29 protein-coding genes are annotated in these 24,988 nt (G+C 60.1%); 13 read left to right on the top strand and 16 right to left on the bottom strand.

Translation table 11 applies throughout. From position 1 onward, the window contains the following. Nucleotides 1-24 precede the first annotated feature (24 nt). The 7 genes from QRN33_RS04705 to QRN33_RS04675 form a co-directional block, all read right to left on the bottom strand. On the bottom strand, nt 25-1,026 hold the full coding sequence (locus QRN33_RS04705) for a glutathione S-transferase family protein (RefSeq protein ID WP_285407415.1): 1,002 nt from the start codon (nt 1,024-1,026) through the stop codon (nt 25-27). 91 nt (nt 1,027-1,117) lie between these two features. Further along, a complete protein-coding gene (locus tag QRN33_RS04700) occupies nt 1,118-2,119 on the bottom strand; it encodes a glycosyl transferase family protein (RefSeq protein WP_285407413.1) in 1,002 nt (333 codons plus the stop codon). After that, on the bottom strand, nt 2,116-2,451 hold the full coding sequence (locus QRN33_RS04695; RefSeq protein WP_285407411.1) for a TusE/DsrC/DsvC family sulfur relay protein: 336 nt from the start codon (nt 2,449-2,451) through the stop codon (nt 2,116-2,118). The genes QRN33_RS04700 and QRN33_RS04695 overlap by 4 nt, the downstream gene beginning before the upstream one ends. Then, nucleotides 2,448-2,741, bottom strand: a complete 294-nt coding sequence (gene tusB / locus QRN33_RS04690; RefSeq protein ID WP_227972601.1) for a sulfurtransferase complex subunit TusB — start codon at nt 2,739-2,741, stop codon at nt 2,448-2,450. Before tusB ends, QRN33_RS04695 begins: the two co-directional genes overlap by 4 nt. After that, nucleotides 2,741-3,097, bottom strand: a complete 357-nt coding sequence (tusC, locus tag QRN33_RS04685) for a sulfurtransferase complex subunit TusC (protein WP_042609231.1) — start codon at nt 3,095-3,097, stop codon at nt 2,741-2,743. The genes tusB and tusC overlap by 1 nt, the downstream gene beginning before the upstream one ends. Nucleotides 3,098-3,099: 2 nt before the next feature. Continuing rightward, nucleotides 3,100-3,492 (bottom strand): sulfurtransferase complex subunit TusD, encoded by a 393-nt coding sequence (gene tusD / locus QRN33_RS04680; RefSeq protein ID WP_083354301.1) that lies wholly within the window; start codon nt 3,490-3,492, stop codon nt 3,100-3,102. A gap of 164 nt (nt 3,493-3,656) precedes the next feature. Further along, nucleotides 3,657-3,986 carry a DUF6388 family protein gene (locus QRN33_RS04675; RefSeq protein ID WP_042609232.1) on the bottom strand — a complete coding sequence of 110 codons (330 nt, stop codon included), beginning with the start codon at nt 3,984-3,986 and terminating at the stop codon, nt 3,657-3,659. Between the two features lie 132 nt (nt 3,987-4,118). On the opposite strand from QRN33_RS04675, the gene QRN33_RS04670 reads away from it, so the two are divergent. After that, on the top strand, nt 4,119-4,469 hold the full coding sequence (locus QRN33_RS04670) for a hypothetical protein (protein ID WP_042609233.1): 351 nt from the start codon (nt 4,119-4,121) through the stop codon (nt 4,467-4,469). Nucleotides 4,470-4,572: 103 nt separating this feature from the next. On the opposite strand, the gene QRN33_RS04665 is transcribed toward QRN33_RS04670, so the two are convergent. Continuing rightward, a complete protein-coding gene (locus tag QRN33_RS04665) occupies nt 4,573-4,998 on the bottom strand; it encodes a GNAT family N-acetyltransferase (RefSeq protein ID WP_064363626.1) in 426 nt (141 codons plus the stop codon). Between the two features lie 151 nt (nt 4,999-5,149). Between QRN33_RS04665 and QRN33_RS04660 the strand changes: the two genes are divergently transcribed. From QRN33_RS04660 to QRN33_RS04650, 3 genes are all read left to right on the top strand, one after another. Then, a complete protein-coding gene (locus QRN33_RS04660; protein WP_285407404.1) occupies nt 5,150-5,587 on the top strand; it encodes a hemerythrin domain-containing protein in 438 nt (145 codons plus the stop codon). 221 nt (nt 5,588-5,808) lie between these two features. After that, nucleotides 5,809-6,444, top strand: a complete 636-nt coding sequence (locus tag QRN33_RS04655; RefSeq protein ID WP_227972598.1) for a lytic polysaccharide monooxygenase auxiliary activity family 9 protein — start codon at nt 5,809-5,811, stop codon at nt 6,442-6,444. Nucleotides 6,445-6,543: 99 nt separating this feature from the next. Then, the gene (locus QRN33_RS04650; protein WP_285407403.1) at nt 6,544-7,131 is read left to right on the top strand and encodes an NUDIX domain-containing protein; all 588 of its coding nucleotides are present in this window, start codon (nt 6,544-6,546) and stop codon (nt 7,129-7,131) included. A 75-nt stretch (nt 7,132-7,206) separates the two neighbouring features. On the opposite strand, the gene QRN33_RS04645 is transcribed toward QRN33_RS04650, so the two are convergent. Then, nucleotides 7,207-7,722 (bottom strand): methylated-DNA--[protein]-cysteine S-methyltransferase, encoded by a 516-nt coding sequence (locus QRN33_RS04645; protein WP_285407402.1) that lies wholly within the window; start codon nt 7,720-7,722, stop codon nt 7,207-7,209. A 150-nt stretch (nt 7,723-7,872) separates the two neighbouring features. Here QRN33_RS04645 and ggt point away from each other — a divergent pair, with 150 nt between their 5' ends. Both ggt and QRN33_RS04635 read left to right on the top strand, forming a co-directional pair. Then, entirely contained in the window at nt 7,873-9,600 is a 1,728-nt protein-coding gene (ggt, locus tag QRN33_RS04640; protein WP_042609239.1) for a gamma-glutamyltransferase, read from the top strand. 65 nt (nt 9,601-9,665) lie between these two features. Further along, entirely contained in the window at nt 9,666-10,199 is a 534-nt protein-coding gene (locus tag QRN33_RS04635) for a cysteine hydrolase family protein (protein ID WP_042609240.1), read from the top strand. 154 nt (nt 10,200-10,353) lie between these two features. Here QRN33_RS04635 and QRN33_RS04630 read toward each other — a convergent pair whose 3' ends face one another. After that, entirely contained in the window at nt 10,354-10,668 is a 315-nt protein-coding gene (locus QRN33_RS04630; RefSeq protein ID WP_285407401.1) for a DUF7693 family protein, read from the bottom strand. Between the two features lie 159 nt (nt 10,669-10,827). Here QRN33_RS04630 and QRN33_RS04625 point away from each other — a divergent pair, with 159 nt between their 5' ends. Next, nucleotides 10,828-12,273 carry a SulP family inorganic anion transporter gene (locus QRN33_RS04625; RefSeq protein WP_285407400.1) on the top strand — a complete coding sequence of 482 codons (1,446 nt, stop codon included), beginning with the start codon at nt 10,828-10,830 and terminating at the stop codon, nt 12,271-12,273. Here the strand turns inward: QRN33_RS04625 and QRN33_RS04620 are convergent. Together QRN33_RS04620 and QRN33_RS04615 are read right to left on the bottom strand one after the other, a co-directional pair. Next, a complete protein-coding gene (locus tag QRN33_RS04620) occupies nt 12,241-14,463 on the bottom strand; it encodes a response regulator (RefSeq protein WP_285407399.1) in 2,223 nt (740 codons plus the stop codon). The genes QRN33_RS04625 and QRN33_RS04620 overlap by 33 nt on opposite strands. A gap of 185 nt (nt 14,464-14,648) precedes the next feature. After that, a complete protein-coding gene (locus tag QRN33_RS04615; protein ID WP_064363615.1) occupies nt 14,649-15,167 on the bottom strand; it encodes a carboxymuconolactone decarboxylase family protein in 519 nt (172 codons plus the stop codon). A gap of 130 nt (nt 15,168-15,297) precedes the next feature. On the opposite strand from QRN33_RS04615, the gene QRN33_RS04610 reads away from it, so the two are divergent. Continuing rightward, entirely contained in the window at nt 15,298-16,113 is an 816-nt protein-coding gene (locus tag QRN33_RS04610; protein ID WP_042609245.1) for an AraC family transcriptional regulator, read from the top strand. Between the two features lie 3 nt (nt 16,114-16,116). Here the strand turns inward: QRN33_RS04610 and QRN33_RS04605 are convergent, their stop codons facing one another. Then, nucleotides 16,117-17,010 (bottom strand): DMT family transporter, encoded by an 894-nt coding sequence (locus QRN33_RS04605; protein WP_285407398.1) that lies wholly within the window; start codon nt 17,008-17,010, stop codon nt 16,117-16,119. An 89-nt stretch (nt 17,011-17,099) separates the two neighbouring features. On the opposite strand from QRN33_RS04605, the gene QRN33_RS04600 reads away from it, so the two are divergent. Together QRN33_RS04600 and QRN33_RS04595 are read left to right on the top strand one after the other, a co-directional pair. After that, the gene (locus tag QRN33_RS04600; RefSeq protein ID WP_285407397.1) at nt 17,100-18,431 is read left to right on the top strand and encodes an aminotransferase-like domain-containing protein; all 1,332 of its coding nucleotides are present in this window, start codon (nt 17,100-17,102) and stop codon (nt 18,429-18,431) included. A 40-nt stretch (nt 18,432-18,471) separates the two neighbouring features. Then, nucleotides 18,472-18,849, top strand: coding sequence for a c-type cytochrome (locus QRN33_RS04595; protein WP_285407395.1), 378 nt, complete (start codon nt 18,472-18,474; stop codon nt 18,847-18,849). A gap of 533 nt (nt 18,850-19,382) precedes the next feature. On the opposite strand, the gene QRN33_RS04590 is transcribed toward QRN33_RS04595, so the two are convergent. After that, nucleotides 19,383-21,038, bottom strand: a complete 1,656-nt coding sequence (locus QRN33_RS04590; RefSeq protein WP_285407393.1) for a sensor domain-containing diguanylate cyclase — start codon at nt 21,036-21,038, stop codon at nt 19,383-19,385. A 176-nt stretch (nt 21,039-21,214) separates the two neighbouring features. On the opposite strand from QRN33_RS04590, the gene QRN33_RS04585 reads away from it, so the two are divergent. Further along, the gene (locus QRN33_RS04585) at nt 21,215-21,550 is read left to right on the top strand and encodes a hypothetical protein (protein WP_042609250.1); all 336 of its coding nucleotides are present in this window, start codon (nt 21,215-21,217) and stop codon (nt 21,548-21,550) included. Between the two features lie 74 nt (nt 21,551-21,624). Here QRN33_RS04585 and QRN33_RS04580 read toward each other — a convergent pair whose 3' ends face one another. After that, on the bottom strand, nt 21,625-22,104 hold the full coding sequence (locus tag QRN33_RS04580; protein ID WP_083352467.1) for a phage infection protein: 480 nt from the start codon (nt 22,102-22,104) through the stop codon (nt 21,625-21,627). A gap of 124 nt (nt 22,105-22,228) precedes the next feature. After that, nucleotides 22,229-22,798, bottom strand: a complete 570-nt coding sequence (locus QRN33_RS04575) for a chorismate mutase (RefSeq protein WP_285407390.1) — start codon at nt 22,796-22,798, stop codon at nt 22,229-22,231. Nucleotides 22,799-22,996: 198 nt separating this feature from the next. Here QRN33_RS04575 and QRN33_RS04570 point away from each other — a divergent pair, with 198 nt between their 5' ends. Then, nucleotides 22,997-24,355, top strand: a complete 1,359-nt coding sequence (locus tag QRN33_RS04570) for an MATE family efflux transporter (RefSeq protein WP_064363607.1) — start codon at nt 22,997-22,999, stop codon at nt 24,353-24,355. A 74-nt stretch (nt 24,356-24,429) separates the two neighbouring features. Continuing rightward, nucleotides 24,430-24,987, top strand: coding sequence for a YceI family protein (locus tag QRN33_RS04565; protein WP_285407388.1), 558 nt, complete (start codon nt 24,430-24,432; stop codon nt 24,985-24,987). Nucleotide 24,988: the final 1 nt, after the last annotated feature.

Genomic DNA, 24,988 nt, shown 5'->3' with positions numbered 1-24,988 from the left:
GGCTGCGATCTTTTGCTTTTGTGGTTAGCCCCTGCGCCAAACCCCTTTCCCAATCAACCGCGCCCGATCATGCGCCATGCTGAAATCCTGCGCCGGCCCCTTCGGTACAACGCCCGTCGGGTTAATCGTCTTGTGACTGCCGTAGTAGTGATGCTTGATGTGCTGAAAATCTACCGTTTCGGCAATCCCCGGCCACTGATACATCTCACGCAGCCAGTTCGACAGGTTCGGGTAATCGGCAATCCGCCGCAGGTTGCACTTGAAGTGGCCGTGATACACCGCGTCAAAGCGAATCATCGTGGTGAACAGACGCACATCGGCTTCGGTCAGGTATTCCCCGCTCAGGTAGCGATTGGCACCCAGCAGTTGCTCAAGATGATCCAGCTCGGCAAATACTTCATCGAATGCCTGTTCGTAGGCCTGCTGCGACGTGGCAAAACCGGCGCGGTAGACACCGTTGTTCACCGCTGGATAGATCCGTTCGTTCAGTGCATCGATCTCGTTGCGTAGCGGCTCTGGGTAAAAGTCCAGACCGTTGCCGGTGAGATCGTTGAACGCGCTGTTGAACATGCGGATGATTTCCGCTGATTCATTGCTGACGATGCGCTTGAGTTTCTTGTCCCACAGCACTGGCACCGTAACACGCCCGGTGTAGTCAGGCGTGTCAGCGGTATAGCGCTGATGCATGAATTCGAAGCCATCAAGCTTGTCACCGGTCGAGCCGAGCGCCTTGTCAAAGGTCCAGCCGTTTTCCAGCATCAGCCAGCTGACGACCGAAACGTCGATCAGGCTTTCCAGCCCTTTGAGTTTGCGCAGGATCAGCGTGCGATGCGCCCAAGGGCAGGCAAGGGAAACGTAGAGGTGGTAGCGCCCGGCTTCGGCCGCGAAACCGCCTTCGCCGCTGGGGCCGGGCTGGCCGTCGCTGGTTACCCAGTTGCGTCGTTGCGCTTGCTCGCGCTGGAATGCGCCGTCCTTGCTGCTTTCGTACCACTTGTCCTGCCAGTGGCCGTCGACGAGTAAACCCATGATCAAGACTCCCAAAACCAATATGCGTTGGAGTCGAGTCTATTCCGATGAGTTCGAACAAAAAGCGCAAAGATCGGGCGCTAATGATCGGTTAGATCGATGTGTTGCGTGCTGCCCAATACTGCTCGGCGGTGATGAACGCCTGTTCACGATTTTGACCAAGGCCGCGCAGGGCGAGGGCCATGGTCGCAATCAAGGCCATTTGCGGGTAACTGTCGACCACGTCGCCACGCCACACGGCTTTCAAGTGTTCGATGTCCAGCGAGGCGGGTTTGACGTGGCGTTGCGCTGACAACTGTGGCCATTCTTCGTCCCAGCTCTGACCGCTGGTTGTGCCGTAGAGATGGCTGGTCGCGTCGGGGTTGATCTCGATTTCACCGCCGTCGCCCTTGACCACGATCACCGTATCGCCAAGCAAACCGCTGGCATCGCGATGCACCGCCTGGTAGCCCGGATGGAAAATGCTTTGCAGGCCACAACGCGCGCCCAGCGGATTGAGAATCCGCGCCAGCGAGTGGATCGGTGAACGCAGGCCGAGGGTGTTGCGCAGGTCGATCATCTTCTGCAACTGAGGCGCCCAGTCCACCAGCGGCATAAAGGCCAGGCCGCCGTTGTCCAGTGCCGTTCCGACCTGCTGCCAGTTGCGGCACAGGGGAATGTTCAGTTCGCCCAGCAGTTGTTCGCTGTACAGACGCCCGGCCGTGTGCGCGCCGCCGCCATGCATGAAAATGCGTACTCCGTTTTGCGCCAGGCATTTGGCCGCGAGCAGATACCACGGCAGATGGCGTTTTTTGCCGGCGTAGGTCGGCCAGTCCAGATCGACATTCATTGCCGGCGCCTGCAAGCGTTGGCGCAGCGCCTCGGTGAAACCGGCCATTTCCTCGGCGCTTTCTTCCTTGTGCCGCAGCAACATCAGGAAGGCGCCGAGTTGCGTATCTTCAACCTGATCGTCAAGCACCATGCCCATCGCCTCGCGGGCTTCCTCACGCGTCAGGTCGCGGGCGCCGCGTTTGCCTTTGCCGAGAATCCGTACGAATTGCGCGAACGGATGCTCGGTAGGCGTTTCGAGGGTCAATGCTGGAAAGTCGGTCATAGGCAATTCGTCGGTTTGGGCAGGCCCGCCAGCTTCGCGGCGAGTTTGGCAGGGGTGCCTGTGAACAGTCGATTCAAGTGCAGACTGTTGCCTTTGTCCGCGCCGAGCTTCAACGCGGTGTACTTGATCAGCGGCCGCGTGGCCGGGGACAGCTGGAATTCGGCGTAGAAGCTGCGCAGCAGTTCGAGGACTTCCCAGTGTTCGGGGGTCAACTCGATGTCCTCGGCGGCGGCAAGGGCGCTGGCGACTTCGGCCGACCAGTCGCTGAGGTCGACGAGAAAGCCGTCTTTGTCCAGTTCGATGGCGCGGGCGCCGACGGTCATCGAATTCATAGCCAGCTGTTGACCTTGGCGTGACGGACCGACAGCTCGACGAAGGCCGGATAATCGATGGCTTCAGCCCAATCCGGAACCTCGATCGCACGGGCCTGAGCGTCCTCAACCAATACAAACAGATTGACTGGCCGTGCTTGCAGGGCAGAGAACGGCACAGTATCCGGTCGCAGGGCATACACCGCATCACCGGACAGCAAAACCGCATCGGCGCTGCCGAGCAGGCGCAGGCAACTGGTCAGGCGGTCGTCGCCGAACGGGGAATGAGACAACACATGCAAAGTCGACATCAGAGGGTGATCACCTGGTCGTAACGGTCAATAAGGGCGGTGATTTGATCGGTGGCAAGCGGCTGCGCTTCGTCCAGCGACAGTTGGCCAAGACCGCGCGCGTGGGCGCTTTCTGCGCAATAGAACAGCTCCTCGACACCAAACATCGGCAACGCCTGCAGGTTGGCGCTGAGGTCTTTCTGCTGCAGGGCCTTGGCGTTCTGCCCGGCGGCCAGTTGCAGCACGCCGTCATCGAGAAACAGCAGGCCGATCGGCAGATCGAAGGCGCCCCCGGCCAGCACTATGTCCAGCGCTTCCCGCGCGCCGGGGCCGGACCAGGGCGATTGGCGACTGATGATCAACAGCGATTTGGCCATGTTCACGCGCCTCCGAAACAGACGAGACGGTCAGCGTCCTGCACGGCGTCGTGCAACTGACCAAGACCGGACAATTCCCACGGCGCGCTGAGCGAAATCGCATCACGCTGGTAACGCTTGGCTTCTTCTTCGTTCAATACACCACGGCGTAGCGCGGCGGCGATGCAAACCACGCCATCGAGTTGCTTATCGTTGATGAAGGCGCGCCATTGCTTGGGCAAGTCCAGTTCATCCTGTGGCGTCACTACTGCATCGGAGGCGTTGAACACGCCGTCCTGATAGAAAAACAGCCGGACAATCTCGTGCCCGCCGGCGAGCGCGGCCTGGGCAAACAGCAGGGCACGGCGCGAGGAGGGCGCATGGGCGGCGGAAAACAGCGCAATGGCGAACTTCATGATGGACTCGATCAGCGAAACTGCGGCCATGATAAAGCTTTATCAGTCGTGCCGCGAAATCTGGGTTGTCCGCGATGTCTGCGTAGGAGCTGCCGAAGGCTGCGATCTTTTGATTTTGCTCTTAAAGATCAAAAGATCGCAGCCTTCGGCAGCTCCTACATCGATTACGGGGTAATGCCGTAAAGATCGCAATACTCGATCCAGTCCAACCCCGCCATTTCCGCCACCTCGCGATGCACCTCGAGCCGTTGTGCCTGATAGTCCTCCGGGGAAGCAGCGGTCAACTGCAACGTCAGTTCCCAGGCGAACAACCCCTGTCTTTCCGCCTCTTCTTCAAACGCCTCATGCAGGCGTTCTTCGCGATACTGCGCCTGGGTTTCGCCCTTCGCCTGAGCCAGCAGCGGGTTGAGATGGTCGAGGGTTTCACGCAGTTCGGGTCGTGCTTCGAGAAACAATTTCAGAGCGTGTTCATGTCGCTGGTCGCTAGGCGCCATGTAATTTCCTTGTGTGGCTGAAGACGTAGGGTGGCGCAGTTGCTCGCGCATGTCGCGCATAAAAACAGTAAAGCAGAACGATTTGCCGCCTCGCAGTGCTACAGTCCGCTTTTTTCTCGATGAGCGAATGCAATGCGAATGCTGATGGTAGCGCTGGCGGCGGCCCTGTTGGCCGGGTGCGCCGGTTCGGTGATGAACGACGCTCGTACCAAGAGCCCTGACAAGGTCCTGACCTCGGACAAGCCGGAGAAAGACGTCGCCCAGTGCGTGCAATTCGCCTGGCAGGACGAAGCGGTATTCGGCGTCGACGCGGCGGCCTATCTGGAACCGCGCAAGTCCGGCGGCACGACGGTCTACACCCGCTCGGCGGAGTCGTTCGTCGATGTGATCACCGAAGCCTCCGGTACGACCCTCAACTACTACGCGCAGCAGGATGATTTTGTCGCGATGCGGCGGATGGCGGCGATGGCGACCTGCCTCTGATTGGGTATCGAGGCGGCTGGCGCTTTCGCGAGCAGGCTCGCTCCCACAAGTTGAAATGTATGCCAATGTGGGAGCGAGCTTGCTCGCGAAGACGACGGCGCAATCAGTCAATCAGGCGCTTCTGAAAGAAATGCCGCTTGTGTCCCGGTGGATAGTCAACGATCTCACCGAACTGGCTGAAGCCCAGTTTCTGGTAAAACTCCGGCGCCTGAAAGTCGAAGGTGTCGAGCCAGATTCCGTAGCAATTCTTCTCTTCGGCCAATGCTTGTGCCTGAGCCATCAATTGGGAGCCAATCCCCTGTCCTCGCCCTTGTTCCGGTACTGACAGGAGATCGATGAACATCCAGCGCAAAGTCACTCGCCCGTATAAACCGCCCAGTATCGCGCCATGCTCATCTTTGACCATCAAGGCGAACGGCTCTGTTTTCGATATGCCGGTTTTCGCGTCGTTGTATTCAATCAGCGGTTGAAGAATGGCCTGGCGCTGTTCCTCGGTAGGATTCTGCGTCAACTCGATACGCAAATTCATGCATGACTTCCTTGTGTAATGGAGCGTCCAGCCTACCGCGTCCGTGCAGGCGTCTCCAAGCCCTTCGATCAAACCAGCGGAACCGTCAAACCAGCGCTGCGGTCTAGGCTTCATCGCGCCTTTCCCTGAGCGCGATTGATGAGGAAATCCCGTGAATATTTTTGAAGCCCTGCGCGAAAGCCACGAGCGCCAGCGCGCTTACGCCAAGGCGCTGATCGCGACAAGCGGCGACAGCCCTGAGCGGGTCGAGGCCTACAACCAGCTCAAAGCAGAACTGCAAGCCCATGAAACCGCCGAAGAACGGCACTTCTACATCCCGCTGATGGCAATCGACGAAGGCGTTGATCTGAGCCGCCACGCCATCTCCGAGCACCATGAAATGGACGAGATGATGGAAGAACTCGACGAGACCGAGATGTCCAGCCCAGCGTGGCTGGCCACGGCGAAGAAGCTTTCCGACAAGGTCCATCACCACCTCAAGGAAGAAGAGCACAAATTCTTCCAGATGGCCGGCAAGCTGCTCGACGATAAACAGAAAACGCAACTCGCCGGACAGTACGAAAAGGAGTACCAGGCGCAACTGTCTTGAATCGCCCAAGGGCGATTTCGTCAACTCAGCGTGTAGGCGTTCAGCCACACGTTGAGTGCGATGCTTCGTCGATAACTGGTTATCCATCCAGTGTTTACGGGTTTTTTGCGTTTTGCATGATCACGCTGCGACAAAAGCGCCAATGGACAAAAAAACCGTCTCCGTTAGCTTGAAGGCCTCTCCTCGGGAAGGAGAGTTCTCAAATCAACGGAGTGAAAAACATGAATCAGGCAATCCCACAAACCGAACTGAAGCACGGTCGCGTCATCTCACCCGCCAGTCGCGGTGCTGTCGCCATTGACCTTGGCTTGCTCGGCGGCTGGCAGGTCAATGAAATGGAAGGCGGCAAGAACTTCCCGGCAATTGAGGCCGGACCGTTTCCTTCGCCTTTCGAAACCGACTCTGCCAGCGTCGCGCCGCCAGCCGACGGCTACATTCTCAGCGGCGGCAAGACCGATGCCCGCGATTGTGTGAACTACACCAGTGACGAAATGAGCAAGAAGCTCGGTCGTTCCTTCAACTGGCCGCTGCTCAATGTCGATCCGGGCCAGATCCTCAAGGTCAGTTGGACCTACACCGCGCCGCACACCACCCGTGGTTATCGCTGGTTGATCACCCGGGAAGGCTGGGATCCTCAGCAACGGATCACGCGTGCACAACTGGAAGCACAGCCTTTCTTCGAAGACTTCTACCCGCAGGTGCCTTATTACAGTCATGCCGGTGAGTTGAAGGCGAAGGTCGATCATGAAGTGAAGCTGCCGGCGAACAAGAGGGGCCATCACGTCATTGTGCTGATGTGGATCGTCGCCAACACCGGCAACGCCTTCTATCAGGCCTTCGACGTCGACTTCCAGTAACAGCGGACGCTGAGCGAGCCCGGTAGCGCTGCCGGGCTTTTGTTGTTGGCGCAATTGTCCGACCATGGCAGCTCACACATGAAGACAGGATCAGACGCGATGTCCAACACAGCCGAACGGGTCAACATCGTCGACACTCAAGTGTTGTCCCACGACTGGTATCTGCTGAAGAAAATCACCTTCGATTACCACCGCAACAACGGTGAGTGGCAACGTCAGACTCGCGAGGTTTACGACCGGGGCAACGGCGCGGCGATTCTGCTGTTCAACCGCGAAAAGCGCACGGTGATATTGACCCGCCAGTTCCGCTTGCCGGTGTTCGTCAATGGCCATGACGGTTTGCTGATCGAGGTGGCGGCGGGTTTGCTCGAAGGTGCCGCGCCCGAGCAACGCATTCGTGACGAAGCCGAGGAGGAAACCGGTTACCGCGTGCATGAAGTGAAGAAGGTGTTCGAAGCGTATATGAGCCCCGGCTCGGTGACCGAGAAGCTGCACTTCTTTATCGCCGAATACGACGCGGCGTCCAAAGTCAGCGACGGTGGCGGCCTGGAAGAAGAAACCGAAGAACTGGAAGTGCTCGAGTGGGGGTTCGATGAGGCGCTGGCGGCATTCCAGCGCGGCGACATCTGCGATGCCAAGACCATCATGTTGTTGCAGTACGCAGCGATGAACAACCTGTTCGCTTGATGAACATCGCAGCCTTCAACGCATTTTGATGTAGGAGCCGCCGAAGGCTGCGATCTTCTGATCTTTCTTGAATGGCTAAAACAGATCGCCGGTTTTACCGATCTGCGCCCACTGGCCACCCTCAAGCGTCAGCAAGCGCTCTTTAGCGTCAAGCCCACCGGCGAAGCCAGTCAGTTTCCCCGAAGCGCCGATCACCCGATGACACGGCGCAACAATGGAAATCGGATTGCGCCCGTTGGCGGCGCCGACCGCTCGAACCGCTGCCGGATGACCAATCTGTGCAGCAATCTGGCTGTAGGTGCGCGTCTCGCCGAAGGGAATGGTCAGCAGTGCCGCCCAGACTTTTTTCTGGAATTCACTGCCGACAAATTCCAGCTCCAGATCGAAGCAATTTCGTATGCCGGCAAAGTATTCATCGAGTTGCCGAGCGGTCAGCATGAGGATCGGATTGTCCGGCGCTTCACTCAGCGGCCCAAGCCGCACCCGGTTCGGTTTGTCGTTTTCCCAGAGGATGGCCGCGAGTCGACTGCCGTTCGCGACCAGCTTCAATGCGCCGACCGGCGAGGGCAGGGTGATGAACGTATAAGGCATGACGGCGACTCCGGAGCGGGGGCGATAACGCGGTCAGCATACTGGCTGAACGGGGAGGCGCAATACGCAAAGCCGACCATACTGCTTGTTGCTCCTGAAGCGTTGCCCTGCGTTTCGCGCAGTCCCCAAAAACAAAAAAGAGATCGACTCATGAAGTACGAACCTTTGGCCAGATCGCTCATTGCGACTTCCCTGGCGCTCAGCTGTCTCATGGCTCACGCGGCATCGGTGGCGCCGGTTGCGGCGGAAAACGGCATGGTCGTCACCGCGCAACATCTGGCGACCCACGTTGGCGTCGATGTGTTGAAAAACGGCGGCAATGCCGTGGATGCGGCAGTGGCCGTGGGCTATGCACTGGCGGTGGTCTACCCGGCTGCGGGCAACCTTGGCGGTGGCGGGTTCATGACCATTCAACTGGCGGACGGGCGCAAGACCTTTCTCGATTTCCGTGAGAAAGCTCCGCTGGCAGCGACAGCGAACATGTATCTGGACAAGGAAGGTAACGTCATTCCGGACCTGAGTACTCGCGGTCACTTGGCGGTGGGCGTACCGGGCACGGTGTCGGGCATGGAGCTGGCCCTGAGCAAATACGGGACCAAACAGCGCAAGGAGATGATCGCCCCGGCGATCAAGCTGGCCGAAGACGGTTTTGAACTGCAGCAGGGCGATGTCGAACTGCTCGAATACGCGACGGACGTGTTCAAGAAGGACATGCGCGATTCCGGCTCGATTTTCCTCAGCAACGGCGAGCCGATGCAGGTCGGGCAGAAACTGGTGCAAAAGGATCTGGCGAAAACCCTGCGGACGATTTCCGACAAGGGCGCCGACGGCTTCTACAAAGGCTGGGTCGCCGATGCCATCGTCACCTCCAGCCAGGCCAACACGGGCATCATCACCCAGGCTGATCTGGACAAGTACAAGACTCGCGAACTGGCCCCGGTGGAGTGTGATTATCGCGGTTACCACGTCGTCTCGGCGCCGCCGCCAAGCTCCGGCGGGGTGGTGATCTGCCAGATCATGAACATCCTCGAAGGCTATCCGATGAAGGATCTGGGCTTCCATTCGGCTCAGGGCATGCACTACCAGATCGAAGCTATGCGCCACGCGTACGTCGATCGCAACAGCTACCTCGGCGATCCGGATTTCGTGAAGAATCCGATCGAGCACCTGCTGGACAAGAACTATGCGACCAAACTGCGCAACGCCATCCAGCCGCAAAAGGCCGGCGTATCGGCTGAACTCAAGCCCGGTGTAGCGCCCCATGAAGGCAGCAATACCACGCACTATTCGATCGTCGACAAGTGGGGCAATGCTGTCTCGGTCACTTACACCCTCAATGACTGGTTCGGTGCGGGCGTGATGGCGAGCAAGACCGGGGTGATCCTCAACGACGAAATGGACGACTTCACCTCCAAGGTCGGCGTGCCGAACATGTACGGGCTGGTCCAGGGCGAAGCCAATGCCATTGCCCCGGGCAAGGCGCCGCTGTCGTCGATGAGTCCGACCATCGTCACCAAGGACGGCAAAGTGGTCATGGTGGTTGGCACGCCGGGCGGCAGCCGGATCATTACTGCGACCTTGCTGACCATGCTCAACGTCATCGACTACGGCATGGGCCTGCAGGAAGCAGTCGACGCGCCGCGCTTCCATCAGCAGTGGATGCCGGAAGAAACCAACCTCGAAGACTTCGCAGCCAGCCCGGATACGCGAAAGATCCTTGAAAGCTGGGGCCACAAGTTTGCCGGCCCGCAGGATCCCAACCATATCGCCGCGATTCTGGTTGGCGCGCCGTCGCTGGATGGCAAACCGGTTGGCAAGAACCGCTTTTACGGCGCCAATGATCCACGGCGCAATACCGGCTTGTCATTGGGTTACTGAGCGGAGTAAAAAGGGGCGGGCTCAAGTCCGCCCCATTTTCAAGGACTGATCAAGGAAGGCTCGACATGACCACCGCATTACTGATCATCGACGTCCAGCAGGCGCTGTGTGCTGGTGAGTATCAGTGTTTTGAGATCGACCGCGTGATCGCCACGATCAATGATCTGAGCCAGCGCGCCCGGGACGCCGGCGTTCCGGTAGTGCTGATTCAACACGAGGAGAAGGACAGCCCGTTGGCTTACCAAGCCGAAGGTTGGCAACTGGCCGAAGGGCTGGAGACATCACCGCAAGACCTGCGTGTACGCAAAACCACCGGGGATTCTTTCTATCAGACCGACCTCGGCAAGCTGCTGCCCAGCGAAGATTTCGAGCGGCTGATCATCTGCGGCCTGCAAACCGACTACTGCGTCAACGCCACGGTGCGCAGCGCGCATACGCTGGGCTACGACATCGTGGTTGCGGGAGACGCGCATTCGACAGTCGACAACGGCACCATGAGCGCCGACGACATCATTGCCCAACACAACAAGGACTTCGCCCAGCTCACCAGCTCCGTAGCGCGAATCGACGTCAAACCCGCAGCCGACATCACCTTCTGATACACACGCCCCCCTGTAGGAGTGAGCCTGCTCGCGATAGAGGTGTATCAGTCGCAACAGCAGTGACTGACAAAGCGCTATCGCGAGCAGGCTCACTCCTACAGGGATTAGGTCGGTCTCCACATCAGCGAACCCCACGGTTGGAGATGATGCACTAAGCCCGGACGCGATTCGCCTCACGCAGCAAACGCTCGATTTGCGCCAGTTCCCACGTGCTGAGCAGACTCACCGGGTCAGTGCCATAACGCTGCCATGTGTTCAGCGTCGCTTCGTCCCCGGCGCAGGTGCGAGCGGATTCACAGTGATGCAAGTGTCCCTCGGTGAAATCCAGCAGCAAACGCCAGCCCTCGATATCCACGGCAATCAGCCCGGATTCGGAAATCACCTCGCAGACTTCGAACGCAAGCACACCCAGCGCAGCATCGCGCAGACGCTGATACACATCCCGGGCGGACAAAAACGCTGACATGGCGCGACTCAATCGTTGAACAAGGCTGCAAGGATAAAGCCCGAGCCAACCCATGTCAGCGTTCCACTGGCCCACGGCCGAACAATTCCGTAACATTCGCCTCCCTCTTTTTTCGCGAAAACGGCGGCCGTGCCCGACGGCCGCTCAGTCAGGTAAGCCATGAAACCGATTCGTCTGCGCGCCGATGTCCTGGCCGGACTCACCACCTCGTTTGCCCTGTTGCCCGAATGCATTGCCTTCGCGCTGGTGGCGCACCTCAACCCGCTGATGGGCCTGTACGGGGCCTTCATTATCTGCACGCTGACGGCGTTGTTCGGCGGCCGACCGGGCATGGTCTCCGGCGCGGCGGGGTCGATGGCGGTGGTGATCGTCGCGCTGGTGGTGCAACAGGGCGTGCAGTATCTGTTGGCGACGGTGCTGCTCGGCGGGCTGATCATGATGGCGTTCGGGCTGTTGCGCCTGGGCAAACTGGTGCGCATGGTGCCGCATCCGGTGATGCTCGGTTTCGTCAATGGCCTGGCGATCATCATTGCCCTGGCGCAACTGGAGCATTTCAAAAGCGGCGAGCACTGGCTCAGCGGTACGCCGTTGTACCTGATGACCGGGCTGGTGCTGCTGACCATAGCCATCGTTTATATCCTGCCGCGCCTGACCAAAGCGGTGCCGCCAGCACTGGTGGCGATTCTTGGCGTTGGTCTGCTGGTCTACCTGTTCGGCCTGCCGACCCGCACCCTCGGTGACATGGCGCACATCGCCGGAGGTCTGCCGAACTTCGCTTTGCCGGACATCGCATGGAATTTCGAAACCCTGCGCATCATTGCCCCGTACGCGATCCTGATGGCGATGGTCGGCCTGCTGGAAACCTTGCTGACGCTGAACCTGACCGACGAAATCACCGAGACTCGTGGCTACCCGGATCGCGAGTGCGTGGCGCTTGGCGCGGCGAACATGGTGTCCGGCGCGTTCGGCGGCATGGGCGGTTGCGCGATGATCGGTCAGACCGTGATCAACCTCAGCTCCGGCGGCCGCGGGCGCTTGTCCGGCGTGGTCGCGGGTGTGTTGATTCTGTTGTTCATTCTGTTTCTGTCGCCGCTGATCGAGCGCATTCCGCTGGCAGCACTGGTGGGGGTGATGTTCGTGGTGTCGCAACAGACCTTTGCCTGGGCGTCGTTGCGGGTGATCAACAAGGTGCCGCTGCACGATGTGCTGGTGATCATCGCCGTGACCACTATCACTGTGTTTACCGACCTGGCGACGGCGGTGCTCTGCGGGATCATCATCGCCGCGCTCAACTTTGCCTGGCAGCAGGCGCGCGAACTGTACGCCGATGAACATCTGGAGGCCGATGGCAGCAAACTCTATCGCCTGCACGGCACGCTGTTCTTTGCCTCGACCACGCCGTTTCTCAACCAGTTCGATCCGGCCAACGATCCGGCCAAAGTCACTCTCGACTGCCGGCATTTGAGCTTTGTCGATTACTCGGCGATTGCCGCGTTGAAAACCCTGCGGGAACGCTACGCCAAGGCCGGCAAGCAGCTACAGGTGTTTCATCTGTCGGAACGCTGCAAGAAATTACTCAAGCGCGCTGGCGTCGCTCACGACTGACGTCGCGGGCATTGCCCAGGTCTTGCCGAGAATCCGCGAGACCTGTTCAGCGGAGTAGGGTTTGGCAAGAAATTCGAAACCTTCATAACCACTGCGCGCCAGTTCTTCGCTGTAACCGGAAGTCAGAATCACCGGCAGATCCGGACGGCGCTGGCGCAGCTCTTTAGCCAATGCGACGCCGGTAATACCCGGCATGACCACGTCGGAAAACACTGCATCGAACGCCATGGCATCGCTGCCCGCCAGTTGCAGGGCTTCTTCGGCGTTGGTCGCCCACGCAGTTTCATAGCCCAGGTCCTGGAGGATCTGATTGGCGAAACGGCCGACGTCCAGGTTGTCCTCCACCACCAGCACCCGGCGCTTTTCGCAGGCCGGCTGCACCTCGCCATCGTCCTCGGAGTCGTCCACTTCAGCCTCGTTCGCTGGCACTTGCGGCAAATACAAGGTGAACTCGGTGCCTTGGCCGAGCACGCTGGAGACGTCGACGTTGCCCCCTGACTGCTTGGCGAAGCCGAATACTTGCGACAGTCCCAGCCCCGTGCCTTTGCCGACAGGCTTGGTGGTGAAGAACGGTTCGAAGATGTGTTCGAGGGTGTGCGCGTCGATACCGGCACCGGTGTCGGCGAGGGCGATCGACACGAAGTGGCTGCTGGAACCGGCATGGCCGCGAATCGACGGCAGTGGTTTGTGGCATTCCAGGCGCAGTTTCAGTTCGCCCTGGCCGTTCATGGCGTCGCGCGCGTTAAGCGCAATATTGATCAACGCGGTTTCGAACTGACTGAGATCGACGCGGATGTAGCAGGGATGAGCGGGGCGTTCGACGCACACATGAATCTGCGCGCCGGTTACAGATTCGAGCATATCGCCGATGTTGGCCAGACGCTCCCCGGCATCGACCACTTGCGGGTTGAGCGGCTGGCGCCGGGCGAAAGCGAGCAACTGGCTGGTCAGTTTGGAGGCACGCTCGACCGTGTCGGACACCGCGCGCATATAGCGCTGACGGCGCTCCTCCGGCAGGTTGGGCTGACGCAGAAAGTCCACTGACGAACGAATGATGGTCAGCAGATTGTTGAAGTCATGGGCCACGCCGCCGGTCAATTGACCGATGGCTTCGAGCTTTTGCGACTGGCGTAGCGCCGATTCCGCCTGGGCCAGGCGCAGGCTGCGTTCTTCGACCCGTTGCTCCAGCGTCGCATTGAGTTCAGCCAGGGCCAACAGACCTTCGCGCACATTGGCGTCGGCGCGCACCCGCTCGATGTGCGCCCAACACCGTTCGGTCACTTCGCTCATCAAGGCCTGCTCAAAGCGCGACCAGACGCGCGGTACCTTGTCGTGGACGGCCATCAGCGCAGTCAGGCGGCCCTGCTTGATCAGTGGTACACAAATCGTTGCGGTGATGCCGATGGCCTGAAAGGTCGCCGATTCTTCGGGCGGCAATTCGCTGCGGTTGTCATGGATGACCAGCGGTTCTCCGGCGCGCAGCAGACGGACAGCCTTCTCACCGAAATCGCGCAAGCGGTAGTGACCTACGATGCTCGGCGAGCCCGGCGCGGCATAGTCGCCGCGAATGGTGAAGCCATCCTCGTCGGCATCCATGTCGGCGTAGGCGCAGTTGGACAATTGCAATTGCTCGACCATCAGCCGCGTGCTCGCCGCCAGGATTGCTTGCGCATCGGTGGCATTGGTCACCGCGTCGCCGATGGCGTCGAGTACTGCCAGGCGTTGATTGAGATAGACGGTTTGGGTGGTCTCGGTGACCGTGTCGAGCATGCCCACGACATTGCCCAGCGAGTCACGAATCGGGCTGTAGCAGAAGGTGAAGAACGCCTGCTCCGGCCCGCTGCCGCGCTCGATGTTGAGGGCAAAGTTTTCGATATAGGTGGCGTGGCCGGCAAATGCCGCCTCGGCGATCGGTCTGATCTCATGCCAGGCTTCTTTCCAGATGTCGCTGAAAGGCCGTGCCAACGCCTGTGGCTTGTCGCCGAGAATCGGCACGAAGGCGTCGTTATACAGGGTGATCAGCTGCGGGCCCCAGACGATCGCCTGAGGAAAATGTGAGGCAAGACTGAGCGAGACGGTGGTCTTGAGCACATCGGGCCAGTGTTCCAACGGGCCGAGGGGCGTTTTTGCCCAGTCGTGACGGCGGATCTGCCCCGCCATCTCGCCGTTGTCTTGCAACCAGTCTGTCATGGGGTTCGTGTCTTCCCGGGCATTTGTCAGAGAACAAAGACCTGCGCGCAGGGTGTTTGGTTTCAGCGCACCAGACACTGTTTGCGCTACGAATTTTCTGACATACATCATGGCAGCAAAAAACAGCGCTGGCGAAAAGAGCATCTTTTCGCCAGCGGATTTTTCTTCAGTTCGTGAGCGACTGCTCAGGCCTCGACGGCCGGGAAGTCAATGTCGGTCAGCGCAGTGTTGTTCAGGTAATTGGTCAGCGTCTGCACGGCTACCAGAGCAATCACTTCGATGATCTTGCGGTCATCGATACCGGCGGCGCGGGCAGCGGCCAATTGTGCGTCGCTCAAGTGGCCACGGGTTTCAGTCAACTGGCGGGCGAGGGCGGCGTAGGCATTCAGTTCGCCGTGACGTGCCGCGACGATGTCCTGTGTCGACAGCCCGGCCTTGCCGGCGAACACGGTGTGTGCGGACAGGCAGTAGTCGCAGCCGTTGACCTGCGAAGTGGCGAGATAAATCGCTTCTTTCTCTTGGGCGCTGAGTGAGGTCTTGCCGAGGATCGCCGAGGCTTGCAGGTAGGTGTCGAGTGCAACCGGTGCCTGGGCGAGGGTGGTGAAGACGTTGGGCAGGAAACCGATTTTTTTCTTCACGCCTTCCAGTGCAGGACGGACGGCGTCGGTGGCGGTGTCGAGGCTGATTGCAGGGATGCGGCTCATGGTGATTCTCCAGATTGCGCGGCGAAGTGCAGCGGCGATGGAGAGATCTTAGGGATTGCCGATAGCGCTTTGGCGGCAAATCGTCGAGGATATGCGGCAGATCGTCCAGATATGCCTTCGGGAGTCAGCCGTGGATCGCCTTTCTACGTTACTCAGTCACTTCGGCGTGAACGCCGGCACCTTTCACAGCGGCGCATTTTGCGGCGTCAGCGTTCACGAAGGCGAACCGGTCGGCCACGTGCATGTTCTGCAAGCGGGGGCGTTGCTGCTCAAGCCGGGCAATGAGCGGGAAATCCGTCTTGACCAACCGTCGCTGATTTTCTTTCCCCGGCCGTTCACCCACCGGATGTTTGCCGACGAGGCCATGGCCAGCCAGATTGTCTGTGCTTCGCTGACCTTCGACGGTGGCTCGGGCAATGCCCTGGCCGCCGCATTACCCGACTATCTGGTGTTGAAGCTCACCGATATTCCCGAACTGCGCAGCACCCTCGACTGGCTGTTCAACGAAGCTTTCGAAGGGCATTGCGGGCGCGTCGCGGTGATGGATCGCCTGTTCGAATTGCTGGTGATTCTGCTGCTGCGCCATCTCATCGGCAGTCGTGATCAGCAGCCGGGCATGATGGCCGGGCTGGCTGACCCGCGTTTATCCCGCGCTCTGAACCTGATCCATGAGCAACCGCACAAGCCGTGGAGCGTCGCCGATCTGGCCGCAGCCGCGAACCAGTCCCGCGCCGGTTTTGCCGAGCAGTTTCGCCGCGTGGTCGGGCAAACGCCGGCCGATTACCTGTTGAGCTGGCGCGTCAGTCTTGCGCAAAAACGCCTGCGCGAAGGCCGGCCGATTGCACTGATAGCCGAGGAGGTGGGATATGAAAGTCCGTCGGCGCTGGCCCGGGCGTTTCGGCGCAAGACCGGACTCAGTCCTCGGCAATGGAAAGCCGAACACTGAACACTATCTGGCAAATCTCTTTGCCCCGGCCACACAGAGAATCACCCCAAGCGTGACGCCGAGCATGCCCACGCTGACTTGCTCATGCAGCAACGTCGCCGCCAGTGCCAAACCAAAAAACGGCTGCAGCAATTGCAACTGCCCGACCGCTGCGATCCCACCCTGGGCCAGACCGCGATACCAGAACACGAAGCCGATCAGCATGCTGAACAGCGATACGTAACCCAGACACATCCACGCCGACACACTGATGTTGGCGAAAGAGGCGGGCGCCAGCCACAGGCTCAGCAGCACCATCGGTGGTAACGACACCACCAGCGCCCAGCAGATCACCTGCCAGCCGCCAAGGCTGCGTGAGAGTTTCGCGCCTTCGGCGTAACCGAGCCCGCAGGCCAGAATCGCCGCAAGCATCAGCAGGTCCCCAGTCGGCGACGCGCTCAAGCCTTGGGACACGGCGAAGCCTACCACCAGCGCACTGCCCAGGATCGAGAAGATCCAGAACACCGGTCGTGGCCGCTCACCGCCGCGCAACACGCCAAACATCGCGGTGGCCAGCGGTAGCAATCCTACAAAGACGATCGAATGCGCTGACGTTACGTGCTGCAACGCCAACGCGGTCAATAGCGGAAAACCCAACACCACGCCCAGCGCCACAATCAACAGTGACAGCCACTGATGACGCGCCGGTCGCCGCTGTTTGAACAACAACAAAAGCCCCACAGCCAACACACCGGCAATCGCTGCTCGCACCACGGTCAAGAACACCGGGTCGAACTCCAGCACCGCCAGACGTGTGGCCGGCAGCGACCCGCTGAAGATCAGCACGCCGATAAAACCGTTGCTCCAGCCACCGGTTTTTTCCAGCGTCGGGTTGGTTGCGGTCGAAGTAGTGCTCATGGCGGTCGCGCTCGAGAAGTGGCTTGTGTCGCTGCGATCCTAGGGCTGAGAATCAGAACAATCAAAAAATTGTCATGGATACAGCCGACATGCCCAAGTCTCGTTACAAAGCGCTGGTTGACCGTTACGCGGCGGACATTCGTGGTGGACGATTGGCGCCGGGCACGCGATTGCCGACCCATCGGCAACTGGCCGCGCAGGAAGGACTGGCGCTGGTCACCGCCTCACGGGTGTACGCCGAGCTCGAGGCGATGGGGCTGGTCAGTGGCGAAGCCGGGCGCGGCACTTTCGTCCGTGAAACCTCGCTGGCGCCGGGGCAGGGTATCGATCAGAAAGACGTGGCGATCGGCATGATCGACCTGAATTTCAACTACCCAGCGTTGCCCGGTCAGGCCGAGCTGTTGCGCACGGCGTTGCGCCAACTGGCGTTGTCCGGTGATCTCGAAGCACTGCTGCGTTATCAGCCCCACGCCGGGCGTGCCCACGAACGCGCCTCGGTGGCGCGGCATTTATCGACACGCGGCGTGACGGTCGATGCCGGGCAAGTGCTGATCGTCAACGGCGCTCAGCAAGGCCTGGCGGTGACGCTGATGGCACTGCTCAAACCCGGCGATGTGATCGCCGCCGATGCGCTGACCTATTCGGGATTCAAGGCGCTGGCCGACGCGTTGTATCTGGAAGTGCTGGCGATCCCGATGACGGAACATGGCCCGGATCTTCAGGCGCTGGACAAACTCTGCCGCGAGCGGGCGGTGCGTGCCGTGTACAGCATGCCGACGCTGCACAATCCGCTGGGCGGGGTCATGCCGCTGGAACAGCGCGAGCAATTGGTCGCGATTGCCCGTCGGCATGATCTGACGCTGATAGAAGACGCGGCCTACGCGTTTCTGGTCGAGAGCCCGCCGCGAACCTTGATCGACCTGGCGCCGGAACGGACGTTTTACGTCTCGGGTCTGTCGAAAAACATCGCCACTGGTTTGCGGGTCGGCTTTATTGCGGCGCCTTTGCCGCAAGTGCCGGCGCTGGAGAGGATCATTCGCGCGACGACGTGGAACACGCCCGGGGTGATGACCGCCATTGCCTGCGGCTGGCTCGATGACGGGACGGTCACGGTGCTTGAACAGCAAAAACGTCACGATGCGATGGCGCGTCAGGCCTTGGCGGCCGAGGTGCTGAAAGGGCTGCGCTATATCGCTCATCCGGCTTCGTATTTTCTGTGGCTGCCGTTGCCCGAAGACGTGCGCGCCGATCAGGTCGTGGTCGAGTTGATGCAACACCAGGTTTCCGTCACCACCGCCGAGCCGTTTTCCCTGTCGACCAATACGCCCCATGCGATTCGTCTGGCGCTGGGTTCGGTCAACATGGACGTGTTGCGTCAGGCGTTGACCACCGTCAGAACGATCGTCGGCGCTTATCTGTAAACTGCGCTCACGCCATGAAAAGCCGGGTTTGGACTGTTCAATGAAATTCACCACAACACTGTTTCTCGTTTTGATCTTCAGTACCAGCGTCCAGGCTGAGAGCGACCCTGAAGCCGGGGCGAAGATCTTCCCGCGCCTGTGCGGCGGTTGTCATCAGGTCGGCGAGTCGGCACGGCCGGGGTTTGGCCCGCAGCTCAACGGCATCATTGGCCGGGCGGCCGGGACTTCGGCCAATTATGTTTATTCCGATGCGATGAAAAATTCGGGGATTACCTGGGATCGGGCGACGCTGAAGGCGTATCTCGAAGACCCGAAAGGCGTGGTGCCGGGCACGCGGATGATTTTCTGGGGGCTGAGTGATGAGGAGAAGCTGGAGAATCTGCTGGCTTATTTGCAGAGGTTCAGTGCTGAGCCCTAGTCGGGCGATGGTTTACCATCTGATTGGGTACATATCCATTGCTGCGGTAACGGCTGCTTAGGGTTCCGCCCTTACGGCGGGTCACCTTTTCCAGACGCCGAAAAGGTAACCCAAAAGGCTTGCTCCTGCGTTCGGCCCCTCGCAAGCTCGGGGTTCCTTCGCTGCGGGATCGATCCGGGCGCAGCGGCTCCGGTTTGCTTCGCTGCACCTCCTTCCGCTGTGTTCGACTGCGTCGAACGGTCGCTGCGCTCCCACGCCCGGATCAATCCCTCCACTCAGCCTTCCGACGTCGCCCGTGGATCAAGATCAAGAGCAGGCGAGCTGACACTCGACCTCATGGTGGGCGCGATCACCGTAGGAGCTGCCGAAGGCTGCGATCTTTTGATCTTGCCCTTGCTTTCTGTGGGAGCGAGCCTGCTCGCGAAAGCGGTTCTCCAGTCGACCACTATCTCCGGTTGTACCATCCCTGTGGGAGCTGGCTTGCCAGAGACAGGCCTGCGGGCAGGCCTGTCTCTGGTTGATATACGCCAATGTCAGTGGACGTGAAACGCCACCTGATTACGCCCCGCAGCCTTCGCCTGGTACAGCTGCTGATCGGCACGTTTGATCAGGGCCGTGTGGTTGTTGTCTGCCGGATCTGCCAGGCCGAGACCGATACTCACGGTCACGCTGCCGACGCCGGGAAAGTCCGCTTCGGCCACTGCCGTACGAATTTTCTCGGCGACGACTTCCGGGGTGTCGGGTTGCGCGACTTCCGGTAGCAGTACGGCGAACTCTTCTCCACCGTAACGCGCGACGAAATCGGTGCTGCGCACGCTGTTCTGAATCAATGTCGCCAGTTGTTGCAGGACCTCATCACCCACCGCGTGGCCGTGGCTGTCATTGATGCGTTTGAAGTGGTCGGCATCGATCAGCAGCAGGGCATACGGACGCCCGGTGCGTCGCGACAGCAATGAGTACTCAGTGATTTTTTCGTCAAACCGGCGGCGGTTGTAAACGCCGGTCAGGCCGTCGTGTGTTGCCAGGCTCAGCAGCTCGGCGTTGGCTTCGGTGAGCGCGGCGGTGCGTTGCGCCACGGTAGCTTCCAGAGAAGCGTTGGCTTCCTGCAGCTCGCGTTCCTTGCCGAGCAGCGATTGGGTCATCGCATCGATGGACTGGCCGAGCTGGGCGATTTCCAGCACTGGATGCTGCAGTTGGAAGTGTGCGCCGGTCTGGTTGTTCTGCACCTGTTTCGCCGAGCGTGCGAGTTGTTCGATCGGGCGGCTCAGGTACAGCGCGAGGTAATAAGCCACCAGCCCGAAAACGATGGCGGCGAATACGCCGAGTATCAGCAATTCATATAGCAGCGTTCGCGCCGGTTGCAGGGCCGTCTCCAAGGGCTGACGGATGGCGATCGACCACGACAGCGCCGTACCCGATGGTGTCGGCACGGTGACCATACTGGTCAGGTAACCGTTGGCCGCCGTCCAGCCTGGCGTTACCGAACCTCTGGTCGCCAGTTGCTGGCCCATCAGCGCTTCGGGGTAAAGCACCTTGCCATCGTGGTCGACGATCAGTGCCTCGACATCCGGCGCCGAATTTTTATAGGAAAACGCCGCCGAATCGACGATGCGCGTCACCCAGCTCCAGTGCGCATGCGCGCCCAGTACACCAATCACCTGACCTTCGGCATTATGGATCGGCGCGGCGAAGTCGATAAAGCGCAGCGGCTCGCCATTGGGCAGGCCCGGCAACAACTTCGCCAGTAACACCGCTTCGTGGGGATCACCGGTGTATTGCCGGCGCAAGCCGATCTGGAACCACGGACGTTTTTGCACCGATTGGCCGACCAGCAGATCATTTACCGCTTGACGGACATTGCCCTCGGCATCGGTGACGCCCATCCACGCATATTCAGCGCGCGCCTGGGTGCGCAGTTGCATCGATTTGAGGATGGCTGGATTGTCCAGATCGCCACGCTCCAGATGCGGGGCGCGGCTGAGCAGGTAAACCTCCAACTGCCGTTCGCGCAGTTGCTCTCCCAATAACGTCGCCGCCGACCGTGCCGTGTTCAGCAAGGCGTTGCCGCTGGCCTGTTTCATTTGTTCAGTGGCGATGTGACCGACATAAAAACCCACACTCAGCAGCGTCAGCAGGGACAAACCGCCGAACCAGAGAGTGAGATGGCTACGCAGACTGGCTTTGAACATGGAGGCGGGTGTCTGTCTTTATTGAAGTGGCGCCATGGTATGCGACATCCCCGACGCCCGGCCAGCGAACGGGTTCATAGAAATGCAAGATGCCTGATGCTAATGAGCCAGCATTTGCGTTAAAGTGCGCGCCGTCCGAGAGATGGATCCCGGGCGTTCCCCCATGGAGTTTTACTGTGAAATACCTCAGCAAAGTAGTCGCCGCCGCACTGTTCGGTGTGGTTCTGGCAGGTTGCACCGGCGCCCCGATGAAAACCTCACATTACGACAGCAACCAGTACACCGTGGTTGGCCACAGCGAAGCGTCGGCCACCGGTCTGCTGCTGTTTGGCGTCATCCCGATCCGCCAGAACAGCCGCTTCGTACGCGCGCAAGACGCGGCCATCAAAGCCAAGGGCGGCGATGCAATGATCAATACGCAGGTTCAGGAAAACTGGTTCTGGGCCTGGGTTCTGACCGGCTACACCACCACGATTTCCGGCGACGTGGTCAAGCTGAAAACCGCGCAATAAGCGACGGCTGAGTGCAAAAAAGCCCGGCTGATCAGGCCGGGCTTTTTCATGGATGCTGCAGTAGTGCAATTGATTCATGCCACGCGGCGCTCGATCAGACGATCAGAACCACCCTCGGCAACGCGGCGTTCGATCAGACGATCAGACCCACCTTCGGCCACGCGGCGTTCGATCAGACGATCAGACCCACCTTCGGCCACGCGGCGCTCGATCAGACGATCCGAGCCACCTTCGGCCACGCGGCGCTCGATCAGACGATCCGAGCCACCTTCGGCAACGCGGCGTTCGATCAGACGATCCGAGCCACCTTCGGCAACGCGGCGTTCGATCAGACGATCCGAGCCACCTTCGGCAACGCGGCGTTCGATCAGACGATCAGAGCCACCTTCGGCAACGCGGCGTTCGATCAGACGATCGGAACCACCCTCAGCCAAGCGGCTTTCGATCAGCTTGTCCGAGCCGCCTTCAGCGACCAGAGTGTGCACGGGCGTTGCGGCAAAAGTATTGACTGCGAAAACCGAGAAAGCGATGCCGAGAAGGATTTGGCGTTTCATGATCGTGTGCTCCAGGAAGTTGTTTGTTTGTCTGGAGCCGATGTTACGCCGCGCAGTTTTTATGAGAACTTCATTGACGTGATGGTGAACATCGACGCCGATGATGTTTGCTCTGACTCGCGACTCAGAGCGTTTTGGTCCGTATGCACAACTCGCCGCTGGCACGGATCAGCGCCAGGTCATGCAACGCGTCGGCGGCCAGACCGCTGCGGGCATTGGCCAGCCATGACGGGCAATTCGGATCCTGCCGATAGGGCGCGAACCCGGCGTACTGCCTTAACAGACTCTTTTGCAGTTCATCCAGGCGCGGGCGTATCTGTTTCGCCAGGTCCGGGCGCGGAGTGTCCGGTGCCGCACCTGCCGCCTGCCATTGCGCGAGCAGACCGTACTGCACCAGTTTGTTCGCTTCCATCTGTGCGGCGATCAGCTGCGCGACATCGTCCGGGTCCAGTTTGTGTTCGGCGGCCAGCGTTCGGGCGTTGGCGATGACTTGCGCCTCACGCGGGCTGTCCTGAATCGGTTTGCCGCTGTCCCACTTGGTCAGTGCAACCAGATCACCGATGTTCAAGCGTTCGTTCAGGGTGGCGAGTAAAGGTTTCAACGAGTCGGGTGCCGCTGCAGGTGCGGCGGCCTGAGTACACGCGGCGAACAACGCGAGGAGGGTAGTGACCAGAAAATTTGCAACCTTACGCATGAGCCGAGCCTCAATAAGTACCTGTCGGAAGAACCGTGATTTACCACAGCCGCACACTGACACAAAGCGGTCTCCGGCATTTACACAAATGCAAAACAGGCGATCAACACCGATTGGAAATGTTGATTGCACGCTGCACACAACTCACCGAAGCTATCGTCAATCAGGCCTGCCGCCGTCGAGATGGACCTCCATTCAATGCAAAGCGCCACCTTCGCCAAGCCCCTCTGGCAAACCTATCTGCTGTTTCTCGCACCGATGGTGCTGTCGAATTTTCTGCAGTCGATGTCCGGCACGGTCAACAGTATCTACATTGGCCAGATGCTCGGCACTCAAGCGCTGGCGGCAGTGTCCGGGATGTTCCCCGTTGTGTTCTTTTTCATTGCCCTGGTCATCGGCCTCGGCGCTGGCGCGGGCGTGCTGATCGGCCAGGCGTGGGGCGCGCGTGAAACGCATCTGGTCAAAGCGATTGCCGGAGCGACGTTGCTGTTGGGAGTGTTGATCGGCCTGGTCGCGGCAGTGCTGGGCAGCGTATTTGCGCGACAGGCACTGACGGGGCTGGGCACGCCGGCGGATGTGCTCGACGATGCGGTGGACTATGCCCACGTCATGCTGTGGATTTTGCCGTCACTGTTGGTATTCGTGCTGTTCACCCAATTGCTGCGCGGGGTCAGCGATACGTTGTCGCCACTGCTCGCACTGATCGTCTCAACCGCGGTGGGGCTGGCGCTGACGCCGGCGCTGATTCGCGGCTGGCTTGGTTTGCCGCCACTGGGCATCCAGAGCGCAGCCTATGCCGGGCTGGCTGGCAATCTGGCGGCGATGGCCTGGCTGGCATGGCGGCTGATCCGCAACGGCCATCCGCTGGCGCCGGACCGAGAATTCTTTGCAGCGCTGCGCCTGGACCGGGTGATCCTTGGCAAGGTCTTGCGCATCGGCCTGCCGACCGGAGTGCAGATGATCGTGCTGTCGTTGTCGGAGCTGGTAATCCTGGCATTGGTCAATCAGCATGGCTCGCAAGCGACAGCGGCCTACGGCGCGGTGACGCAGATCGTCAATTACGTGCAATTCCCGGCGCTGTCGATTGCGATCACCGCATCGATTCTCGGCGCCCAGGCGATCGGCGCGGGACATCTGCAGCGTATGAGCCCAATCCTGCGCACCGGGTTGTTGATCAACGTGTGCCTGACCGGCGGCCTGATTGTGCTGGGCTATCTGCTTTCGCACTGGTTGCTGGGCCTGTTCCTCACCGAAGACTCGACCCGGGCCATGGCCGAGCACCTGTTGCACATCATGCTCTGGAGCCTTCTGGTATTCGGTTTCCAGGCGATCATCGGCGGCATCATGCGCGCCAGCGGCACGGTATTGGTGCCAGTGTTCATTTCGATTATCTGCGTGGTCGGCGTGCAACTGCCGGCGGCGTACTGGCTGGACGGGCAGTTCGGTTTGCAGGGTGTCTGGATGGCGTTTCCGGTTGCCTACCTGGGGATGCTTGTTTTACAGACGCTGTATTACCGACTGGTCTGGAAGCATCAGAAGATCGAGCGGTTGATATAGGGGCTGGCACAACGGGCGGTTGTTTGCTTAAGTCAACCAAGGCCCTGGACGGCGCGCGACGCCCGGAGAACTCCATGTCGATGCGATTGCTGCTGGTTGCCGCGTTCTGGCTCGGTGCCACGGCCGGCGCGCAGGCTGCCCAATATACGCGCGTCAACACCAGCGCCAGCCAGATCAGCTTCACCTACCAGCAGATGGGCTCGCGGATGTACGGCACCTTCGGCAGGTTCGAGGCGATGCTGGATTTCGACACCGACAACCTCGCCACCGCCCGCACCATATTGCATATCGACCTCAGCAGCATCGACGCCGGAAGCGAAGACGCCAATACCGAGCTGGTTAAACCGGCCTGGTTCGACACCGAGAAATTCCCGCTTGCGGTGTTCGAATCCAGCCGTTTCACTCAGGTGGCCGAGCACCGTTACCAGATCGCCGGTCAGCTCACGCTCAAGGGAATCACTCGCGAGGTCGAAGTTCCGGTTGAGCTGAAACCGGACAACGCCATCGGTATTTTCGACGGCGAGCTGGTGCTCAATCGCGACGAGTTCGGCCTCGGAGCGGGGGAGTGGGCGGACAGCGTGGTGTCCAGGGACATCAACATCAGATTCAGAGTAGTGGCGCCGCAACAGTGAC

It is taken from the genome of Pseudomonas sp. FR229a (assembly GCF_030209115.1).
GTDB lineage: Bacteria > Pseudomonadota > Gammaproteobacteria > Pseudomonadales > Pseudomonadaceae > Aquipseudomonas > Aquipseudomonas moraviensis_A.
The sequence above is the reverse complement of the archived record's forward strand: the minus strand, read 5'-3'. Positions and strand labels throughout refer to the sequence as shown.

Coding starts and splice junctions, on each gene's coding strand:
- QRN33_RS04600 (WP_285407397.1), top strand. CDS start 17,100: ATGCCCAAGTCTCGTTACAAAGCGCTGGTTGACCGTTACGCGGCGGAC.
- QRN33_RS04705 (WP_285407415.1), bottom strand. CDS start 1,026: ATGGGTTTACTCGTCGACGGCCACTGGCAGGACAAGTGGTACGAAAGC.
- QRN33_RS04620 (WP_285407399.1), bottom strand. CDS start 14,463: ATGACAGACTGGTTGCAAGACAACGGCGAGATGGCGGGGCAGATCCGC.
- tusC (WP_042609231.1), bottom strand. CDS start 3,097: ATGGCCAAATCGCTGTTGATCATCAGTCGCCAATCGCCCTGGTCCGGC.
- QRN33_RS04655 (WP_227972598.1), top strand. CDS start 5,809: ATGAATCAGGCAATCCCACAAACCGAACTGAAGCACGGTCGCGTCATC.
- QRN33_RS04700 (WP_285407413.1), bottom strand. CDS start 2,119: ATGACCGACTTTCCAGCATTGACCCTCGAAACGCCTACCGAGCATCCG.
- QRN33_RS04675 (WP_042609232.1), bottom strand. CDS start 3,986: ATGGCGCCTAGCGACCAGCGACATGAACACGCTCTGAAATTGTTTCTC.
- QRN33_RS04570 (WP_064363607.1), top strand. CDS start 22,997: ATGCAAAGCGCCACCTTCGCCAAGCCCCTCTGGCAAACCTATCTGCTG.
- QRN33_RS04575 (WP_285407390.1), bottom strand. CDS start 22,798: ATGCGTAAGGTTGCAAATTTTCTGGTCACTACCCTCCTCGCGTTGTTC.
- QRN33_RS04635 (WP_042609240.1), top strand. CDS start 9,666: ATGACCACCGCATTACTGATCATCGACGTCCAGCAGGCGCTGTGTGCT.
- QRN33_RS04645 (WP_285407402.1), bottom strand. CDS start 7,722: ATGCCTTATACGTTCATCACCCTGCCCTCGCCGGTCGGCGCATTGAAG.
- QRN33_RS04580 (WP_083352467.1), bottom strand. CDS start 22,104: ATGAAACGCCAAATCCTTCTCGGCATCGCTTTCTCGGTTTTCGCAGTC.
- tusB (WP_227972601.1), bottom strand. CDS start 2,741: ATGTCGACTTTGCATGTGTTGTCTCATTCCCCGTTCGGCGACGACCGC.
- QRN33_RS04670 (WP_042609233.1), top strand. CDS start 4,119: ATGCGAATGCTGATGGTAGCGCTGGCGGCGGCCCTGTTGGCCGGGTGC.
- QRN33_RS04695 (WP_285407411.1), bottom strand. CDS start 2,451: ATGAATTCGATGACCGTCGGCGCCCGCGCCATCGAACTGGACAAAGAC.
- QRN33_RS04650 (WP_285407403.1), top strand. CDS start 6,544: ATGTCCAACACAGCCGAACGGGTCAACATCGTCGACACTCAAGTGTTG.
- QRN33_RS04605 (WP_285407398.1), bottom strand. CDS start 17,010: ATGAGCACTACTTCGACCGCAACCAACCCGACGCTGGAAAAAACCGGT.
- QRN33_RS04590 (WP_285407393.1), bottom strand. CDS start 21,038: ATGTTCAAAGCCAGTCTGCGTAGCCATCTCACTCTCTGGTTCGGCGGT.
- QRN33_RS04665 (WP_064363626.1), bottom strand. CDS start 4,998: ATGAATTTGCGTATCGAGTTGACGCAGAATCCTACCGAGGAACAGCGC.
- QRN33_RS04625 (WP_285407400.1), top strand. CDS start 10,828: ATGAAACCGATTCGTCTGCGCGCCGATGTCCTGGCCGGACTCACCACC.
- ggt (WP_042609239.1), top strand. CDS start 7,873: ATGAAGTACGAACCTTTGGCCAGATCGCTCATTGCGACTTCCCTGGCG.
- QRN33_RS04565 (WP_285407388.1), top strand. CDS start 24,430: ATGTCGATGCGATTGCTGCTGGTTGCCGCGTTCTGGCTCGGTGCCACG.
- QRN33_RS04615 (WP_064363615.1), bottom strand. CDS start 15,167: ATGAGCCGCATCCCTGCAATCAGCCTCGACACCGCCACCGACGCCGTC.
- QRN33_RS04630 (WP_285407401.1), bottom strand. CDS start 10,668: ATGTCAGCGTTTTTGTCCGCCCGGGATGTGTATCAGCGTCTGCGCGAT.
- tusD (WP_083354301.1), bottom strand. CDS start 3,492: ATGAAGTTCGCCATTGCGCTGTTTTCCGCCGCCCATGCGCCCTCCTCG.
- QRN33_RS04595 (WP_285407395.1), top strand. CDS start 18,472: ATGAAATTCACCACAACACTGTTTCTCGTTTTGATCTTCAGTACCAGC.